Below are 16406 nucleotides of genomic sequence, written 5' to 3' on the forward strand. Positions count from 1 at the left end.
GTCTTCCTCAAAGCGAAATTCGGTTCATGTAATTGCGAAACGCCTGCAAGTAGCGCGGGATCGGAATCAGGAAGGCGTCGTGGCCTTGCGGAGCATCGATCTCCAGGTAGCAAACGTCTTTCTTGGCCGCCATCAGCGCGTCAACCAGTTCCCGCGAGCGGGCCGGGGAGAAGCGCCAGTCGGTGGTGAAGGACATCACACAGAACTTGGCTTTGGCGCTGGCGAAGGTTTTCGCCAGGTTATCGTCGAAGTTCGCTGCCGGATCGAAGTAGTCCAGCGCTTTGGTCATCAGCAGGTAGGTGTTGGCATCAAAACGCCCGGAGAACTCCTCGCCCTGATAACGCAGGTAGCTTTCGACCTGGAACTCGACGCTGTGGAAGTCGTAGTTGAGCTTTTCGCTCTTCAGGCCACGGCCGAATTTTTCGCCCATGGAATCGTCCGACAGGTAGGTGATGTGCCCGACCATCCGCGCGAGCATCAGCCCGCGCTTGGGGATCACGCCCGCTTCCTGGAACGAGCCGCCATGGAAATCCGGGTCGGTGAGGATCGCCTGGCGCGCCACTTCGTTGAAGGCGATGTTCTGCGCCGAGAGTTTCGGTGCCGAGGCAATGGCCAGGCAGTGACGGATGCGATCAGGGTAAGTGATGCTCCACTGCATCGCCTGCATGCCGCCCAGACTGCCGCCGATCACGGCTGCCCACTGGTTGATGCCGATCCGGTCCGCCAGACGCGCCTGACTGTGAACCCAGTCTTCCACGGTCAGCACCGGGAAGTCGGCACCAAACGGTTTGCCGGTGTCCGGGTTGATGCTGCTCGGGCCGGTTGAGCCGTTGCAGCCGCCGAGGTTGTTCAGGCTGACCACGAAGAACTTGTTGGTGTCGATCGGTTTGCCCGGGCCGATGCAGCTGTCCCACCAACCGGGTTTCCGGTCTTCGGTACTGTGATAACCGGCAGCGTGATGGTGACCGGACAAGGCATGACAAATCAGCACGGCGTTGCTCGCCGTGGCGTTCAGCGTGCCGTAGGTTTCATAGATCAGGTCATAGGCGGGCAAGGAGCGGCCGCAGGCAAGGGCCAGGGGCTCGCTGAAGTGCGCCACTTGCGGCGTCACCAGACCAACAGAATCGGCGGGAAAGGCAGTTGGCATCAACCCTGCTCTCGTTGAAATGAGGCGTAAGTCTAAAGACCGCTGTGGCTAGCGGCAAGCGAAGGGCGGGGTGATTGGGAAATGGGTGTTCGGCTTTGGATCGCCCCCTCACCCTAACCCTCCCGAAACGTCGGACCGCCCCAAGGGGCGAGGGGACTGACCGAGTTGCCTGGTCGAGGTACAGAGACCTGAAATGCCAAAGTCGAACTCAGGTTTTGAAAAGCATGGGGATCGGCTCCCTTTCCCCTCTCCCCTGTGGGGAGAGGGCTGGGGTGAGGGGTGGTTCTATGTAGCGACACACATTCAAAGCGGGCGCGGCACCAACCCCGGCAACTCCGGCAGCTTCTTTGGCGCGCTCACCCGAACCCGCTTCTGCCGGTTCAGCTCGCCGCTGATCAGGCTTACCTGGCTCCTGGACACACCAAACGCCTTGGCCAGAAACGCCATCAGGTAGGCATTGGCCTTGCCTTCGACCGGCGGGGCGGTCAGGCGGATCTTCAGCCGATCGCCATGCAGCCCGCAGAAATCATCGCTGCGGGCCGCCGGTTGCAGGTGACAGTCGAGGATCAGATCATCACCGTCCCAGCGAAAGTAGCTCATCAGATGAGCCCGAGCAGTCCCTGCGGCATGAGGGCGAAGTACGCAAGGCGTGGGATCAGCCAGCTTTGCAGCAACTGGATCACGATAAACGCAAAGATCGGCGAGATATCGAGGCCACCCAGGTTCGGCACGATACGGCGGAATGGGGCGAGTACCGGTTCAGTAATCTGAGCGACCAGCTCTGCGCCCGGATTGTGGCTCCCCGGGGCGACCCAGGACAGAATCACGCTGATGATCATCGCGTAGAACAGAATATTCAAAAACAGCGAGAAGATGGCGATCAGTGCCCAAGGCACCAATAGCAGCGAGTCGACCAGGAAGCCTTTGAGCGCCAGGATGACGGCTATCAGCAGCATCTGCACGATCAGCGCCAGTACAAGAGACGACATGTCCAGCCCGAACATGCTCGGGATTACCCGGCGCAGAGGCTTGAGCAGCGGTTGAGTGGCTTTCACGATGAACTGGCAGAGCGGGTTGTAAAAGTTCGCCCGAACCAACTGCAGGATAAAACGCAGCAGCACGATCAGCAGGTACAGGCTGCCCAAGGTTTTAATGATGAAAATGGCAGCGTCATTGAGTCCGAGCATTATTGATTCCTTTGTAAGAGCTGATTAGCGACCCAGTTGCTCGGCCATCTCGGCTGAACGGTGGGCTGCGGCGCCGAGTGCTTTTTCGACCAGGGCTTCAAAGCCACCGGCCTGGAAGGTCTTGATCGCGGCTTCGGTGGTGCCGGCTGGCGAAGTTACGCGACGGCGTAGCTCCGCAGCGTCGACGTCACTGGCAACGGCCATGTGCGCGGCGCCCAGTGCGGTTTGCAGGGTCAGCTGGGCGGCGATGTCCCGTGGCAGGCCAAGTTTCTCGCCCGCAGCGGTCATGGCTTCGATCAGCAGGAAGAAGTACGCAGGGCCCGAACCGGAAACGGCGGTGACCGCGTCCAGTTGCTGCTCTTCGTTCAGCCACAGGGCGATGCCGACGGCAGACAGCAGCTCCTGGGCTTGCTGACGCTGTTCGGCTGTCACTTGGGTCGTGGCATACAAACCGCTGACGCCCTGACGCAGCAGCGCCGGGGTGTTGGGCATGCAGCGCACGATCGGCTGAGCGCCAAGCCAGTTGTTCATGCTGGCGCAGGTGATCCCGGCGGCAATCGACACTACCAGTTGATTCGGCGCCAGGCTTGGACGCAGTGCTTCACACACAGCTTTCATCGCCTGGGGTTTGACCGCCAGTACGATCACGTCTGCGCCTTGAATGGCGTCGGCGTTGTCGGCGAACGTTTCGATGCCGTGTTCCGCCGATACCCGTGCGCGGGTTTCAGCGCCCGGGTCGCTGGCGCGGATCTGTGCAGCGTCCAGACCTTTGGCACGCAGGCCGCCGATCAGGCTGGCGGCCATGTTTCCGGCACCGATAAAGGCAATGCGAGTCTTGCTCATGTCAGGTCCTTATAGAGAGGTAAGTCAGCCACGTTACGGCTGACCGTAGTCGCGGGCACCAAACAGGGCCGTACCAATACGAACCCAGGTGGCGCCCATGGCGATGGCCGACTCCAGGTCGTGGCTCATGCCCATGGAAAGTGTGTCGAGTGGCAGATTCAGGCTGGCTTGTAGCTTTTGTACGGTCGCAAAGGCTGCGTCCTGAGCGGCGCGATCTTCAGTCGGCTCGGGAATTGCCATCAGCCCACGCAGTTTCAGCCTTGGCAAGGCACTGATGGCGCTGGCCAGTGCCGGCAGATCGGCCGGGGTGCAACCGGATTTGCTGGTTTCACCGCTGACATTGACCTGAATGCAGATGTTCAGGGGCGGCAGCTCGGCCGGGCGTTGTTCGGACAGGCGCTGTGCGATTTTCAAGCGATCCACGGAATGCACCCAAGCGAAGTTCTCGGCGATAGCACGCGTCTTGTTCGATTGAATGGGGCCGATGAAGTGCCAACACAAGGGCAGGTCGGCCAACTCGAGCTGTTTGCCCAAGGCCTCCTGCAGATAGTTTTCACCAAAGTCGTGCACGCCGGCGGCGTAGGCTTCACGCACTGCCTCGCTGGGTTTGGTCTTGCTCACCGCCAGCAGCCGGACGCTGTGTTCGGCACGTTGCGCGGTCTGTTCCGCTGCGCGGATTCGCGCAGCTACCTGCGCTATGTTGTCTGCTATCGTGAACATTCAAGGGACGCCGGCAGTCTGAGGTTCGCGGCATTCTACTGGAATTGGGGAGTGCTATGGATATCACTGAACTGCTGGCGTTCAGCGCCAAACAAGGGGCTTCCGACTTGCACCTGTCTGCGGGGCTGCCGCCGATGATCCGGGTCGATGGCGATGTGCGGCGGATCAACCTGCCGGCGCTGGATGACAAGCAGGTGCGCGAGCTGATCTACGCGATCATGAACGACAAGCAGCGGGTGGAGTTCGAGCAGGCGCTGGAGACCGACTTTTCCTTCGAGGCGCCAGGTGTGGCGCGCTTTCGGGTCAATGCGTTCAATCAGTATCGCGGCCCGGGCGCGGTGTTCCGGACCATCCCCTCGAAAATCCAGAGCATGGAAGATCTGGGGTTGGGGGATGTGTTTCGCCGTATTGCCGAGGTCTCTCGCGGACTGGTACTGGTCACCGGGCCCACAGGCTCCGGTAAATCGACCACCCAGGCAGCGATGATCGATTACCTGAACAACCACCGGCATCACCATATCCTCACCATCGAAGACCCCATCGAATTCCTCCATGAATCACGCAAATGCCTGATCAATCAGCGTGAAGTGCACCGCGATACGCGCAGTTTCGCTACTGCGTTGCGTTCGGCATTGCGCGAGGACCCGGACGTGATTCTGGTAGGGGAGATGCGTGACCTGGAGACTATCCGCCTGGCGCTGACGGCGGCCGAGACCGGGCATCTGGTCTTCGGCACCTTGCACACCAACTCGGCGGCGAAAACCATTGACCGGGTGGTGGACGTGTTTCCAGGCGATGAGAAGTCGATGGTGCGTTCGATGCTCTCGGAGTCGTTGCAGGCGGTGATTTCCCAAACGCTGATCAAGAAAATCGGTGGTGGCCGGGTGGCGGCCCACGAAATCATGCTTGGCACCTCGGCGATTCGAAACCTGATCCGCGAAGACAAGATTGCGCAGATGTACTCGTCGATTCAGACCGGGGCTTCGCTGGGGATGCAGACGCTGGATATGAGCTTGAAGGATCTGGTGAACAAAGGCCTGATCAGTCGCGAGCATGCGCGAGAGAGGGCGCGGTCACCGGATAATTTCTGAGAGGGTTGAATGCAAACCTGTGGCGAGGGGGCTTGCCCCCGCTCGACTGCGCAGCAGTCGCAACCCTGCGAATGCGGTACGCCTGAAAATATACATTTGATGACTTTAGGGCTGCTTCGCAGCCCAACGGGGGCAAGCCCCCTCACCACAATGATCTTGTTTCGGATCAGCGCTGAGCGATGCGCAGGGCTTTCGATTCTTTCGTTTCAACCCGCTTGGCAACCACGTAATGGCTTTCCCAGTACGGTTTCTTCAGGGTGTCGATGGTCACCGACTTGCCACGACGCGGTGCGTGGATGAAGCGGTCGTTGCCCAGGTAAATGGCGACGTGGTTGACCTTTCGGCTCTTGATATTGAAGAAAATCAGATCGCCGGGCTTCAAGTCCTTGCGATCGACTTTCTGTCCGTGACCGGCGGCCATGGCGTTGGAAGTGCGTGGCAGATCAGCCGCACCCACGCCATTGAAGGCGTATTTCACCAGCCCGCTGCAATCGAAGCCTTTACTTGGGCTACTGCCGCCCCAACGATAAGGAGTGCCGAGCACGTTTACTGCACGGCTCAGTACATTGCTGCTTTGTTTGGCTCCCATTGGCGGGACCGGTTTGCTATCGGCCTTGCTCAGGTGAGTCAGACCTTTTACAGCGTGTTTGTTTTTGCTGGTGACGGCAGAAACATGAGATTTTGGGGTGTAACCATTAACGTTCGGAAGACGTTGCTCACGATTGGTGGCGTGGGCGGCCAGTGGCATTAATAGGCAAATGGTTAGCCATGTCTTGAAAAATGGACGCATTAGGCAAGGCTCTATATGGGGAAGCGCGCAACTTTATAACAGCTTTTTTGTCCTTTCCGAGGCCGTTGGTCGATTCAACCCGGGGGTCAACTGCAGCAAAGAAGCGGCAAACGGACTCAATTGTCGGACAGAAGTCAGGTGTTACAAGGCTTTGACGGGAGACAAGGTAGCATTTGCCACACGTCGGTCGCCTGTAAAAAAGTCACAAAGAATTCAAGAATATTTATCTATCGAGGCAAATGAGGGAACCCATGGACACCTATCGTCAGGATGTTTCACGCCAGGACACCCACAGCAAGGTGATCGGTTACCTGCTGTGGATTTTCGGTTTTACCGGCTCTCACCGTTTCTATTACGGCAAGCCGGTCACCGGTACGATCTGGTTTTTCACCTTCGGGTTGCTGGGCATTGGCTGGCTGATCGACCTGTTCCTGATCCCGGCGATGGACCGTGAAGCGGACCTGCGTTTTACCGCCGGCCCTATCGAGTACAACGTTGCCTGGATCCTGCTGACCTTCCTGGGCGTGTTCGGTCTGCACCGCATGTACCAAGGCAAGTGGCTGACGGGCCTGCTGTACCTGGTGACCGGCGGGTTGTTCTTTCTGGGGGTGCTGTATGACTTCTGGACATTGAATGACCAGATCTCGATTCGTAACGCGCAAAGCCGCTGAATATGTGGCGAGGGGGCTTGCCCCCGTTGGGCTGCGAAGCAGCCCCAAATCAGCAGCCGAGTTCTTTCAGATAGAACCCATTAGCTGGTTTTGCGACTGCTGCGCCCGAGCGCGGACCGGCCGACGGGGGCAAGCCCCCTTGTCACAGGTGACGCGTCTCAAGCCCGGTGGGTGATCCGTCCGTCCACCAGGGTGTAGCGCACCACACCCGGCAGGGTATGGCCGAGGAACGGGCAGTTTTCGCCCTTCGACAGCCAGTGCTCACCGGCCACGGTGGAGGCGGTTGGGTCGAACACCACCAGATCCGCCGGAGCGCCCACCGCCAGCTTGCCTACCGGCAGGCGCAGGGCATCGGCCGGACCGGCACTCAAGCGTGCCAGCAGCGTCGGCAGGTCGAGCAAACCGTCTTCTACCAGCGTCAGGGCCAGCGGCAGTAGCAGTTCAACGCTGCTGATGCCCGGCTCGGTCGCGCCGAACGGTGCCAGCTTGGCGTCGCGCTCGTGCGGCTGGTGATGGCTGGAGATGGCTTGAACTACCCCCGACTTCACGGCGGCGCGCAGGCCATCGCGGTCAGCGCGGGTGCGCAGCGGTGGCTGGACGTGGTACAGGCTGTTGAAGTCGATCAGCGCTTCGTCGGTGAGGATCAGTTGATACAACGCCACATCGGCTGTCACTTTCATGCCGCGGGCCTGAGCCTGAGCAATCAATGCCACACCACGGGCGCTGGTGAGCTGACTGAAGTGCGCACGTACGCCGGTTTGTTCGACCAGCAGCAGATCACGGGCCAGGGCCACGGTTTCAGCGGTTTCGGGAATCCCCGGCAAGCCGAGGAAACTCGCGGTCGGGCCTTCGTGAGCCAGGCCACCTTCGGCCAGGTCGTGATCCTGCGAATGGAAGATCACCGTCAGGTCGAACGTCGCCGCGTATTCCAGCGCCCGGCACAGGGTCCGGGTGTTGCGGAAATTATCGAGGCCATTGCCGAATGCAATGCAGCCGGCATCGCGCAGGGCAATCAGTTCCGCCAGCTGTTCGCCGTCCAGCCCTTTGCTCAGGGCGCCAATCGGAAAGACCTTGGCATTCCCAGCCTCGCGGGCACGGTCGAGGATCAGCTCAGCCACGGCGGAGGTGTCCAGCACCGGTTTGGTCCGTGGCGGGCAGCACAGGCTGGTGACGCCGCCCGCCGCAGCGGCGCGGGTTTCACTGGCAATCGTGCCTTTGCGGCTGTAACCCGGTTCGCGCAGGGCGACGTTCAGGTCGACGAGGCCGGGAGCGACCACCAGGCCTTTGGCCTCAAGGGTCTCGACAGCGACGAAACCGGCTGGAGCGGCGCCAATGGCGACGATCTTGCAGGCTTCAATGTGAATATCGGTGACTTGATCCAGGCCGCTGCTTGGATCGATGACGCGGGCGCCGAGAATGCTGAGCTTCACTGGGCCTTCTCCTGCTCGAATTGGCGCTGGGCAGTCTGCCCGCTCATGGCCATGGACAACACGGCCATACGAATGGCAATCCCGTAGGTCACCTGATTGAGGATCACCGAGTGCGGACCGTCGGCCACCGCCGATTCGATCTCCACGCCCCGGTTGATCGGACCCGGGTGCATGACGATGGCATCCGGTTTGGCACCGGCCAAGCGCGCAGTGGTCAGGCCGAACAGGCGATAGAACTCGCCCTCGCTCGGCAGCAGGCCGCCGGTCATGCGCTCACGCTGCAGACGCAGCATGATCACCACGTCGACGTCCTTCAGGCCTTCGGTCATGTCGGTGTAGACCTTCACGCCGTACTGCTCGATACCGATTGGCAGTAGGGTTTTCGGCGCGATCACGCGGATGTCCGGGCAGCCGAGGGTTTTCAGCGCGAGCATGTTCGAGCGTGCAACCCGCGAGTGCAGGATGTCGCCGACGATGGCCACCGACAGGTTTTCAAAGCTGCCTTTGTGCCGACGGATGGTCAGCATGTCGAGCATGCCCTGGGTCGGGTGGGCGTGACGGCCGTCACCACCGTTGATGATCGCCACCTGTGGGCAAACATGTTCGGCAATGAAGTGCGCGGCGCCAGAGTCACCGTGGCGCACCACGAACATGTCGGCGGCCATGGCTTCAAGGTTGCGCAGGGTGTCGAGCAGGGTTTCGCCCTTGCTCGCCGACGACGTCGACACGTTCAGGGTGATTACGTCTGCTGACAGCCGCTGGGCTGCCAGTTCGAAGGTGGTACGGGTGCGGGTGGAGTTTTCGAAGAACACGTTGCACACGGTCTTGCCGCGCAGCAGCGGGACTTTCTTGACCGCCCGGGCGCCGACTTCAAGGAACGAGTCGGCGGTGTCGAGGATTTCCGTCAGCAGCTCGCGGCGCAGACCGTCGAGCGAGAGGAAGTGGCGCAGCTGGCCCTGATCATTGAGCTGCAGCGGGCGCTTGGTGTCTGAAGGCGTCATCGCAATGGACTCTTTAAAAGGGCGAATTAAAGGGCGAGGTCTTGCAGTTCGAGTTGCAGCGGGTCGGGGCCGGTCAACTTGACCCGTTCGTGGGCCGCCAGCGACAGGGTGGCACCCACCACGTTCGGGCGGATTGGCAGCTCGCCGGCATCCAGATCGAGCAAGCACACCAGGGTGATGCTGGCCGGGCGGCCGTAATCGAAGAGTTCGTTCATGGCGGCGCGGATGGTCCGACCGCTCATCAGCACGTCGTCGATCAGCACCAGGTGCTGGCCTTCGATTTCGAACGGCAGTGCCGAAGGGCGCACCTGCGGGTGCAGACCGCTCTGGCTGAAGTCGTCGCGGTAGAAGGAAACGTCCAGGGTGCCCAGTGGCGCGTCGCTGCCAAGCTCTTCGAGCAAGGCCTGGGCGACCCACACACCACCGGTGCGAATGCCGACGTAGCGCGGTTCGCTGATGCCCCGGTGTTCAAGATGGGCCTTGAGACGGACCGCCATTTGGCTGATCAGTTCGGCGGGATTGGGCAGGCTCATGGTTGCTCCTTCATGGGCCCGAGCACGCTGCGTGTACAGTGCGGCTCGGGTTGTAGCGAAGAGAGGCACTGTGGCGCCTCTTCAGGATTCGGCTTTCAGGATTCGAACAGTGCAGTGTTTTCGTCGAGCCAGCCTTGCAGCAGCAGGGCGGCAGCGATGGCGTCGACCGGGTTGTCGCGGTAACTGCCTTTCTGCCCGCCCTGTGCCCGCCGTTCACCTTTGGCCTCAAAGGTGGTCAGACGTTCATCGTGGGTATAGAAGGGCAGGTTGTAGCGGCCATTCAGGCGGCGGGCGAACTTCTCGGCGCGCAAGCACATGTCACTGGGCGTGCCGTCCATGTTCAGCGGGAGGCCGACCACCACAGCGTCGGGTTTCCATTCCTTGATCAGGGCTTCGACCTGATTCCAGTCCGGGATGCCGTTTTGCGCCTTCAAGGTGCAGAGCTCGCGGGCCTGGCCGGTAATCACCTGTCCGACCGCAACGCCGATCTGTTTGGTGCCGTAGTCAAAGCCCAGAATCAGACGCAGGGCCATCAGGCGTGTCCCGCCTGGCTGGTTAGCAGGCTTAGGTTGATGCCCAGGCGCTTGGCAGCCGCTTCCAGGCGCAGCTCACTGCTGGTGTTGAACAGGATGTCGGCATCGAACGGGCAGGTCAGCCAGGCGTTGTCGGCCAGCTCGGTTTCCAGTTGTCCGGGTTCCCAACCGGCGTAGCCGAGGGCGATCAGGCTTTTGCTCGGGCCAACGCCATCGGCGATGGCAAACAGCACGTCTTGGGAGGTGGACAGTGCCAGGCCATCCAGCTCGACCGTTGCCTGATACGTCGAGCCGACGGGGTGCAGGACAAAACCGCGATCGGTCTGTACCGGGCCGCCAGTGAAAATCGGCACGTGCTGGCACAGTGGCGAGGGTTCGATGTCAGGGCGCAATTGCTCGAGAATGTCCGCCAGGCTCAGGTCTTGTGGGCGGTTGATGATCAACCCCATGGCACCATTGGCCGTGTGCTCGACGATGTAGGTCAAGGTGTGCGCAAAGTTCGGGTCGGCCATGTGAGGCATGGCGATCAGGAAGTGATGCTTGAGGTAGCTCGGGCTGACGTTCTTCATAGGCGCTAGTGTGGCGTTGGAGGGGCAAACTGACAAGCTGGGGATGCGCAGGAAATGCTGATTGGATTCACCGCAGGCCCCTGTGGCGAGGGAGCTTGCTCCCGCTGGGCCGGTCCGCGCTCGGGCGTAGCAGTCGCAATCCGGCTGGCGCGTTGTGCCCGATTGAATGGGGTTGCCGCTTTTGGGGCCGCTTCGCAGCCCAGCGGGAGCAAGCTCCCTCGCCACAGATGAGCGCCAGTGTCAGTTACTGGAGAGCTTGTCTCCGCGTGCAAATTTCCATGTGCGAATGATTTCCAGCCGGTCGATATCCGATAGGTCGCCGGTAAACGGCGCAAACGGTGCGGCCAGACGGACGATGCGCTGCGCGGCTTGATCCAGCAGCGGCTGGCCGGAGGATTCCAGCACCAGCACCTCATACAGCGAACCATCGTGGTTGATCGAGACCATCAGTCGCAAGTTGCCGTAGATCTGCTTGCGCCGGGCTTCTTCGGGGTAGTTCAAATTACCGATACGCTCGACCTTCTTGCGCCATTCGTCCTTATACCAGGCGCCCTTGTCGCGCATGGTCGAGGCGGCGCTCAGGCGGTGGATACGCGGGCGCTTGGCATACAGCTGTTGTTCGTTGGCCAGTTCCGCTTCCAGGCTGGCGATGTCGCTGGACAGCTGCGAGCTGTCAAACGTCGGTGTCGCGGCCTTGGGTGTCGGCTCGGCCTTGACCTCTTGTTTCTTGGCCACGGCTTTCTTTGGCGCGGGCGCGATGGTGGTCACGGCGGCTTTCGGCGCGGCTTCCTCTACCTGAGGCTTGACCGACGGCGGGGGCGAGACCTTTTGCACCTTGTTGTCCTGGAATGGTGCGATCTCGGTGGTCTTGGGGATCGCCTTCTTATCCAGAGTGCCGCTGCCTTGCTGGTTTTCCTGGGCGAGGAAATCGGCTTTTGCAGGCTTCTTTTCGCTTTTGAAGGTGGCGAGGGTGATTTCCAGGGTTCTGCTGATCTGCTTGGGTTCGACAAAGGTGAACCCGACGCCCAACAGCAAGGCCAGGTGAATCAGCGCCGCAAGAAACAGGGTAAATCCGAGGCGATCGGCCGGGCGCACGCCACGGTGGGCGAGTTCGGGAGGCAGATCGGACGGAAGTGTCATAACAAGAAAACCAACATCGCGTTTTTCACAAGCCGCGCATGATAACGCAATGTTGGTCGTAACTTGGGTGTTCTATATCAACGCGCTTTAAGCTTCTGATCGATGGCAGCCATCAGCATTTCGCCGATGTTCGTGCCAAAAGCGTTGTCGATCTCGCGAATGCAGGTCGGACTGGTGACGTTGATTTCGGTCAGGTGCTCGCCGATCACGTCGAGGCCGACGAACAGCAAGCCCTTTTCACGCAGGGTCGGGCCGACCTGTGCGGCGATCCAGCGGTCCTTGTCGGTCAGCGGACGTGCTTCGCCACGACCACCGGCGGCCAGGTTGCCACGGGTTTCGCCAGCGGCGGGAATCCGCGCCAGGCAGTAATCCACCGGTTCGCCATCGATCATCAGGATGCGCTTGTCGCCGTCCTTGATCGCCGGCAGGTAACCCTGCGCCATGATTTGCTGCTTGCCGTGCTGGGTCAGGGTTTCGAGGATCACCGACAGGTTCGGATGGCCCTTGGTGTGACGGAAGATCGACGCACCACCCATGCCGTCCAGCGGTTTGAGAATCACATCGCCATGATGATCGGCGAAATCGCGCAGTACATCGGGACGGCGGCTGACCACGGTCGGCGGCGTGCACTGCGGGAACAGTGTGGCGAACAGTTTTTCATTGCAGTCGCGCAGACTCTGCGGCTTGTTGACTACCAGTACGCCCGCGCTCTCGGCTTGCTCCAGCAAGTAGGTGGAGTAAACGAACTCCATGTCGAATGGCGGATCCTTGCGCATCAGGATCACGTCCAGATCGCTCAGCAGCGCGTCGGTTTCGGCTCCCAGCTCAAACCATTTTTCCGGGTTGGCGAAAACTTTCAAAGGACGCATCCGCGCCCGGGCTTCACCTTCGGCCTGGTAAAGATCGCGCTGTTCCATATAGAACAGCGTCCAGCCGCGCGCCTGGGCGGCCAACAGCATGGCCAGCGAGCTATCCTTTTTATAGGAAATGCTGGCGATAGGGTCCATGACAATCCCGACGCGAACGCTCATGGGTTTTTCCTCGAAATTTGGGTGGTCGAAGCGACATGAAAAAGTGGCGTCAGAGTGGCGCCCAGTGTGTTCCCGGTCAAGGAAAAACCACCTCGAAGGTTGCTCGATAGATTGGATTTGGAGACTGTGCTAAAAAGGCTGCCATATCGTTCTGGCCCTTGAGCATCAAGGGTTTCGGGCCCTCGGTAAGCCGCAAACGACAATTTGATTCGCAAAGGCGACGGTAGAGCAGATATGGAACAGCATTCCAGCGCCTTGAAGGTCATGGTGATCGACGATTCGAAGACGATTCGCCGTACCGCCGAAACGTTGTTGAAAAACGTAGGCTGTGAGGTCATCACGGCCATCGATGGTTTCGATGCCCTGGCCAAGATTGCCGACAATCATCCCGGCATCATCTTTGTCGACATCATGATGCCGCGTCTGGATGGCTATCAGACCTGCGCGTTGATCAAGAACAACAGCGCGTTCAAGTCCACGCCAGTGATTATGCTGTCGTCCAAGGACGGGTTGTTCGACAAGGCCAAGGGGCGCATCGTCGGCTCCGACCAGTTTTTGACCAAGCCTTTCAGCAAGGAAGAACTGCTGAGCGCGATCCAGGCCCATGTACCGGGCTTTGCCGTTGTTTCGCCGCAGTAAGACACGCACAGTGACGCTCGGCCAGCGGGCCCGGCGTCTACAAGAATGGGGAAGACCATGGCACGTATTCTGATCGTCGATGATTCGCCGACCGAAATGTACAAACTGACCGGCATGCTGGAAAAGCACGGTCACGAAGTGTTGAAAGCCGAAAACGGCGCAGACGGTGTGGCACTGGCCCGCCAGGAAAAACCCGACGCGGTGCTGATGGACATCGTCATGCCCGGCCTCAACGGTTTCCAGGCCACCCGCCAGTTGACCAAAGACCCGGAAACCGGGCACATCCCGGTGATCATCATCACCACCAAGGATCAGGAAACCGACAAGGTCTGGGGCACCCGCCAGGGCGCCAGGGACTACCTCACCAAGCCGGTGGAAGAAGACACCCTGATCAAGACCCTGAACAACGTGCTGGCAGGCTGACGGCCGACCGATGGCCGAGTCGCTGACTGCCTTCGAACTGCTGCTGCAGATCGATCAGCGCTGCCGCCTGCTGGCGGCGGACCTGCCTTCGCAGCAAACCCGCAACCACGGCTGGAGCGGGATCGGCTTTCGCCTCGGCGAGCGCTGGTACGTGGCGCCGATGGGCGAGGTCAGCGAGGTGTTGCACGAACCGCGTCTGACTCAGCTGCCTGGGGTCAAGTCGTGGGTCAGGGGCGTGGGTAACCTGCGCGGACGACTGTTGCCGGTCATGGATCTGTGCGGTTTCCTCGGGATTGAGTTGTCTGCGCTGCGCAAACAGCGGCGCGTATTGGTCGTTGAGTATAAAGAGGTGTTCGTCGGGTTGATGGTCGATGAGGTGCTTGGCATGCAGCACTTCAATCAGGCCAGTTTCGAGCCGGCATCACTGGACGCTCAGGGTGGTGCGGCGGGCCTTTTCATAAAGGGACAGTTCGAACGCGAGCAACGTTGGCAGGTTTTCAGCCCGTTTGCCCTGGTGCAGTCCCCTCGGTTCATGGATGTAGCCTTGCTCCTACAGGGGTGAGAGTTGAATTGGGCAGAACGGGCGAGGATCGATGATAAAAGCAAATACAGGCAAGGCTACGGAAGGGTCGCGCAGTCGTGCGCAGATCATTGTGCTGTTCATGGCGCTGATCGTGTTCATCGTGTTGCTGTTCGCCAACTTCGCTTACCTCAATACCCAGGCCTCCTACGACAAGCAGTACATTGGTCACGCTGGCGAGCTGCGCGTGCTGTCCCAGCGCATCGCCAAGAACGCCACTGAAGCGGCGGCCGGCAAAGCGGCGGCCTTTAAGCTGCTGAGTGATTCGCGTAACGACTTCGCCCTGCGTTGGGGCTACCTGAAAAAAGGTGACCCGACCACCGGTCTGCCACCAGCACCCCACGCGGTGCACGCCGAAATGCGAGCGGTGCAACTGGACTGGGAGCGCCTGCTGAAAAATACCGACGCGATTCTTTCCAGCGAACAGACTGTGCTGTCGCTGCATCAGGTCGCCGCGACCCTGGCCGAGACCGTGCCGCAGTTGCAGGTCGAGTACGAAAAAGTCGTCGAAATCCTGCTCCAGCGCGGCGCACCGGCGACTCAGGTCGCCATGGCTCAGCGCCAGTCGTTGCTGGCCGAACGGATCCTGGGCGCGGTCAACACGGTGCTCGTCGGCGACGAAAATGCCCAACAGGCTGCCGACGCCTTTGGCCGTGATGCCGCGCGCTTTGGTCAAGTGCTCAACGGCATGCTTCAAGGCAATCCGCTGATGAAAATCAGCCAGGTCGAAGACCAGGACGCCCGTGCCCGTCTGACCGAGATTGCCGAGCTGTTCGAGTTCGTTTCGGGCTCGGTCGACGAGATCCTCGAAACCTCGCCGGAACTGTTCAAGGTCCGCGAGTCGGCGGGCAATATCTTCAACTTGTCGCAGACCTTGCTCGATGAGGCGTCGCACCTGGCCAACGGTTTCGAAAACATGGTGGGTGGGCGTTCGACCGATACCATCGGTGGTTACGTGCTGGGTTTGCTGGCGTTGACTTCAATCATCCTGATCGGCCTGGTGATGGTCCGTGAAACCAATCGCCAGTTGCGCGAAACCGCCGAGAAGAACGAACGTAACCAGAACGCGATCATGCGCTTGCTCGACGAGATCGAAGACCTCGCCGATGGCGACCTGACAGTCACGGCATCGGTCACCGAAGACTTCACCGGGACCATCGCCGACTCGATCAATTACTCGGTCGATCAGCTGCGCGATCTGGTCGCGACCATCAACCTGACCGCCGGCCAGGTCGCTGCCGCGGTGCAGGAAACCCAGGCGACCGCGATGCACCTGGCCCAGGCCTCGGAGCATCAGGCGCAGCAGATTTCCGAAGCCTCGACAGCGATCAACGAAATGGCCCAATCCATCGATCAGGTTTCGGCCAATGCCGCCGAGTCGTCCGCCGTTGCCGAGCGCTCGGTGGAGATCGCCAACAAAGGCAACGAGGTGGTGCACAACACCATTCACGGCATGGACAATATCCGTGAGCAGATTCAGGACACAGCCAAGCGGATCAAGCGTCTGGGCGAGTCGTCCCAGGAAATCGGCGACATCGTCAGCCTGATCGACGACATTGCCGACCAGACCAATATTCTCGCGCTGAACGCCGCCATTCAGGCCTCCATGGCCGGTGACGCCGGGCGTGGTTTTGCGGTGGTTGCCGATGAAGTCCAGCGGCTGGCGGAGCGCTCGTCGGCGGCCACCCGACAAATTGAAACTCTGGTGCGGGCGATCCAGACTGACACCAATGAAGCGGTGATTTCCATGGAGCAGACCACCACCGAAGTGGTGCGTGGCGCGCGACTGGCGCAGGATGCGGGGGTGGCCCTGGAAGAAATCGAAGGCGTATCGAAAACGCTTGCAGCGTTGATCCAGAGTATTTCCAACGCGGCGCAGCAACAGACGTCTTCGGCGGGTCAGATATCCTTGACGATGAACGTGATCCAGCAGATCACCACGCAGACCTCGTCGGGCTCCACGGCCACCGCCGAGAGCATCGGCAACCTGGCGAAGATGGCCAGCCAGCTGCGGCGTTCGGTGTCTGGTTTCACCTTGCCGGCGGTGCCTGAGCGCAGCGCCGACAAGGCTTGAACGA

19 protein-coding genes are annotated in these 16406 nt (G+C 60.5%); 6 read left to right on the top strand and 13 right to left on the bottom strand.

Features of this window, described 5'->3' with window-relative positions:
• Positions 1–7: 7 nt before the first annotated feature.
• From KRR23_RS20765 to KRR23_RS20785, 5 genes are all read right to left on the bottom strand, one after another.
• Positions 8–1147 (bottom strand): homoserine O-acetyltransferase, encoded by a 1140-nt coding sequence (locus KRR23_RS20765; RefSeq protein WP_216744025.1) that lies wholly within the window; start codon positions 1145–1147, stop codon positions 8–10.
• A 303-nt stretch (positions 1148–1450) separates the two neighbouring features.
• Positions 1451–1747 (bottom strand): DUF167 domain-containing protein, encoded by a 297-nt coding sequence (locus KRR23_RS20770; protein ID WP_216744026.1) that lies wholly within the window; start codon positions 1745–1747, stop codon positions 1451–1453.
• Entirely contained in the window at positions 1747–2334 is a 588-nt protein-coding gene (locus KRR23_RS20775; RefSeq protein ID WP_054594462.1) for a YggT family protein, read from the bottom strand. Before KRR23_RS20775 ends, KRR23_RS20770 begins: the two co-directional genes overlap by 1 nt.
• Before the next feature lie 24 nt (positions 2335–2358).
• Entirely contained in the window at positions 2359–3177 is an 819-nt protein-coding gene (proC, locus tag KRR23_RS20780) for a pyrroline-5-carboxylate reductase (RefSeq protein ID WP_216744027.1), read from the bottom strand.
• Positions 3178–3210: 33 nt separating this feature from the next.
• Positions 3211–3897, bottom strand: a complete 687-nt coding sequence (locus tag KRR23_RS20785) for a YggS family pyridoxal phosphate-dependent enzyme (RefSeq protein ID WP_216744028.1) — start codon at positions 3895–3897, stop codon at positions 3211–3213.
• A 56-nt stretch (positions 3898–3953) separates the two neighbouring features.
• Here KRR23_RS20785 and KRR23_RS20790 point away from each other — a divergent pair, with 56 nt between their 5' ends.
• On the top strand, positions 3954–4988 hold the full coding sequence (locus KRR23_RS20790) for a type IV pilus twitching motility protein PilT (RefSeq protein WP_123581329.1): 1035 nt from the start codon (positions 3954–3956) through the stop codon (positions 4986–4988).
• 166 nt (positions 4989–5154) lie between these two features.
• Here KRR23_RS20790 and KRR23_RS20795 read toward each other — a convergent pair whose 3' ends face one another.
• Positions 5155–5778, bottom strand: a complete 624-nt coding sequence (locus KRR23_RS20795) for a C40 family peptidase (protein ID WP_216744029.1) — start codon at positions 5776–5778, stop codon at positions 5155–5157.
• 251 nt (positions 5779–6029) lie between these two features.
• Between KRR23_RS20795 and KRR23_RS20800 the strand changes: the two genes are divergently transcribed.
• Positions 6030–6449 (top strand): TM2 domain-containing protein, encoded by a 420-nt coding sequence (locus KRR23_RS20800; protein ID WP_216744030.1) that lies wholly within the window; start codon positions 6030–6032, stop codon positions 6447–6449.
• A 158-nt stretch (positions 6450–6607) separates the two neighbouring features.
• Here KRR23_RS20800 and KRR23_RS20805 read toward each other — a convergent pair whose 3' ends face one another.
• The 7 genes from KRR23_RS20805 to gshB all read right to left on the bottom strand — a co-directional run bounded on the left by KRR23_RS20805 (position 6608) and on the right by gshB (position 12686).
• A complete protein-coding gene (locus tag KRR23_RS20805) occupies positions 6608–7879 on the bottom strand; it encodes a dihydroorotase (protein WP_216744031.1) in 1272 nt (423 codons plus the stop codon).
• A complete protein-coding gene (locus KRR23_RS20810; protein WP_216744032.1) occupies positions 7876–8880 on the bottom strand; it encodes an aspartate carbamoyltransferase catalytic subunit in 1005 nt (334 codons plus the stop codon). The genes KRR23_RS20805 and KRR23_RS20810 overlap by 4 nt, the downstream gene beginning before the upstream one ends.
• 26 nt (positions 8881–8906) lie before the next feature.
• Positions 8907–9413, bottom strand: a complete 507-nt coding sequence (gene pyrR, locus KRR23_RS20815) for a bifunctional pyr operon transcriptional regulator/uracil phosphoribosyltransferase PyrR (RefSeq protein WP_123581324.1) — start codon at positions 9411–9413, stop codon at positions 8907–8909.
• A 95-nt stretch (positions 9414–9508) separates the two neighbouring features.
• Positions 9509–9946, bottom strand: a complete 438-nt coding sequence (gene ruvX, locus KRR23_RS20820) for a Holliday junction resolvase RuvX (RefSeq protein ID WP_054594455.1) — start codon at positions 9944–9946, stop codon at positions 9509–9511.
• Complete coding sequence (locus KRR23_RS20825; RefSeq protein ID WP_216744033.1) at positions 9946–10515, bottom strand: YqgE/AlgH family protein; 570 nt, start codon at positions 10513–10515, stop codon at positions 9946–9948. The genes ruvX and KRR23_RS20825 overlap by 1 nt, the downstream gene beginning before the upstream one ends.
• 240 nt (positions 10516–10755) lie before the next feature.
• Complete coding sequence (locus KRR23_RS20830) at positions 10756–11655, bottom strand: energy transducer TonB (RefSeq protein WP_216744034.1); 900 nt, start codon at positions 11653–11655, stop codon at positions 10756–10758.
• A 77-nt stretch (positions 11656–11732) separates the two neighbouring features.
• Entirely contained in the window at positions 11733–12686 is a 954-nt protein-coding gene (gene gshB / locus KRR23_RS20835; RefSeq protein WP_216744035.1) for a glutathione synthase, read from the bottom strand.
• Positions 12687–12920: 234 nt separating this feature from the next.
• Between gshB and pilG the strand changes: the two genes are divergently transcribed.
• From pilG to KRR23_RS20855, 4 genes are read left to right on the top strand one after another with little or no spacing between them, the layout of a single operon-like run.
• Positions 12921–13325, top strand: a complete 405-nt coding sequence (gene pilG, locus KRR23_RS20840; protein ID WP_103316754.1) for a twitching motility response regulator PilG — start codon at positions 12921–12923, stop codon at positions 13323–13325.
• A 57-nt stretch (positions 13326–13382) separates the two neighbouring features.
• Positions 13383–13748, top strand: a complete 366-nt coding sequence (pilH, locus tag KRR23_RS20845) for a twitching motility response regulator PilH (protein ID WP_019694067.1) — start codon at positions 13383–13385, stop codon at positions 13746–13748.
• Positions 13749–13758: 10 nt separating this feature from the next.
• Positions 13759–14310, top strand: a complete 552-nt coding sequence (locus KRR23_RS20850; protein WP_216744036.1) for a chemotaxis protein CheW — start codon at positions 13759–13761, stop codon at positions 14308–14310.
• Between the two features lie 31 nt (positions 14311–14341).
• On the top strand, positions 14342–16402 hold the full coding sequence (locus KRR23_RS20855) for a methyl-accepting chemotaxis protein (RefSeq protein WP_216744037.1): 2061 nt from the start codon (positions 14342–14344) through the stop codon (positions 16400–16402).
• Positions 16403–16406: the final 4 nt, after the last annotated feature.

This window comes from Pseudomonas sp. CVAP#3, assembly GCF_018986375.1.
Taxonomy (GTDB): domain Bacteria; phylum Pseudomonadota; class Gammaproteobacteria; order Pseudomonadales; family Pseudomonadaceae; genus Aquipseudomonas; species Aquipseudomonas helvetica.

What these genes read in the sequence shown, in the direction of transcription:
- KRR23_RS20770 (WP_216744026.1), bottom strand. Translation starts at nt 1,747, where the DNA reads ATGAGCTACTTTCGCTGGGACGGTGATGATCTGATCCTCGACTGTCAC.
- KRR23_RS20810 (WP_216744032.1), bottom strand. Translation starts at nt 8,880, where the DNA reads ATGACGCCTTCAGACACCAAGCGCCCGCTGCAGCTCAATGATCAGGGC.
- ruvX (WP_054594455.1), bottom strand. Translation starts at nt 9,946, where the DNA reads ATGGCCCTGCGTCTGATTCTGGGCTTTGACTACGGCACCAAACAGATC.
- gshB (WP_216744035.1), bottom strand. Translation starts at nt 12,686, where the DNA reads ATGAGCGTTCGCGTCGGGATTGTCATGGACCCTATCGCCAGCATTTCC.
- KRR23_RS20785 (WP_216744028.1), bottom strand. Translation starts at nt 3,897, where the DNA reads ATGTTCACGATAGCAGACAACATAGCGCAGGTAGCTGCGCGAATCCGC.
- KRR23_RS20800 (WP_216744030.1), top strand. Translation starts at nt 6,030, where the DNA reads ATGGACACCTATCGTCAGGATGTTTCACGCCAGGACACCCACAGCAAG.
- pyrR (WP_123581324.1), bottom strand. Translation starts at nt 9,413, where the DNA reads ATGAGCCTGCCCAATCCCGCCGAACTGATCAGCCAAATGGCGGTCCGT.
- proC (WP_216744027.1), bottom strand. Translation starts at nt 3,177, where the DNA reads ATGAGCAAGACTCGCATTGCCTTTATCGGTGCCGGAAACATGGCCGCC.
- KRR23_RS20850 (WP_216744036.1), top strand. Translation starts at nt 13,759, where the DNA reads ATGGCCGAGTCGCTGACTGCCTTCGAACTGCTGCTGCAGATCGATCAG.
- KRR23_RS20825 (WP_216744033.1), bottom strand. Translation starts at nt 10,515, where the DNA reads ATGAAGAACGTCAGCCCGAGCTACCTCAAGCATCACTTCCTGATCGCC.
- KRR23_RS20790 (WP_123581329.1), top strand. Translation starts at nt 3,954, where the DNA reads ATGGATATCACTGAACTGCTGGCGTTCAGCGCCAAACAAGGGGCTTCC.
- pilH (WP_019694067.1), top strand. Translation starts at nt 13,383, where the DNA reads ATGGCACGTATTCTGATCGTCGATGATTCGCCGACCGAAATGTACAAA.
- KRR23_RS20775 (WP_054594462.1), bottom strand. Translation starts at nt 2,334, where the DNA reads ATGCTCGGACTCAATGACGCTGCCATTTTCATCATTAAAACCTTGGGC.
- KRR23_RS20855 (WP_216744037.1), top strand. Translation starts at nt 14,342, where the DNA reads ATGATAAAAGCAAATACAGGCAAGGCTACGGAAGGGTCGCGCAGTCGT.
- KRR23_RS20765 (WP_216744025.1), bottom strand. Translation starts at nt 1,147, where the DNA reads ATGCCAACTGCCTTTCCCGCCGATTCTGTTGGTCTGGTGACGCCGCAA.
- KRR23_RS20795 (WP_216744029.1), bottom strand. Translation starts at nt 5,778, where the DNA reads ATGCGTCCATTTTTCAAGACATGGCTAACCATTTGCCTATTAATGCCA.
- pilG (WP_103316754.1), top strand. Translation starts at nt 12,921, where the DNA reads ATGGAACAGCATTCCAGCGCCTTGAAGGTCATGGTGATCGACGATTCG.
- KRR23_RS20830 (WP_216744034.1), bottom strand. Translation starts at nt 11,655, where the DNA reads ATGACACTTCCGTCCGATCTGCCTCCCGAACTCGCCCACCGTGGCGTG.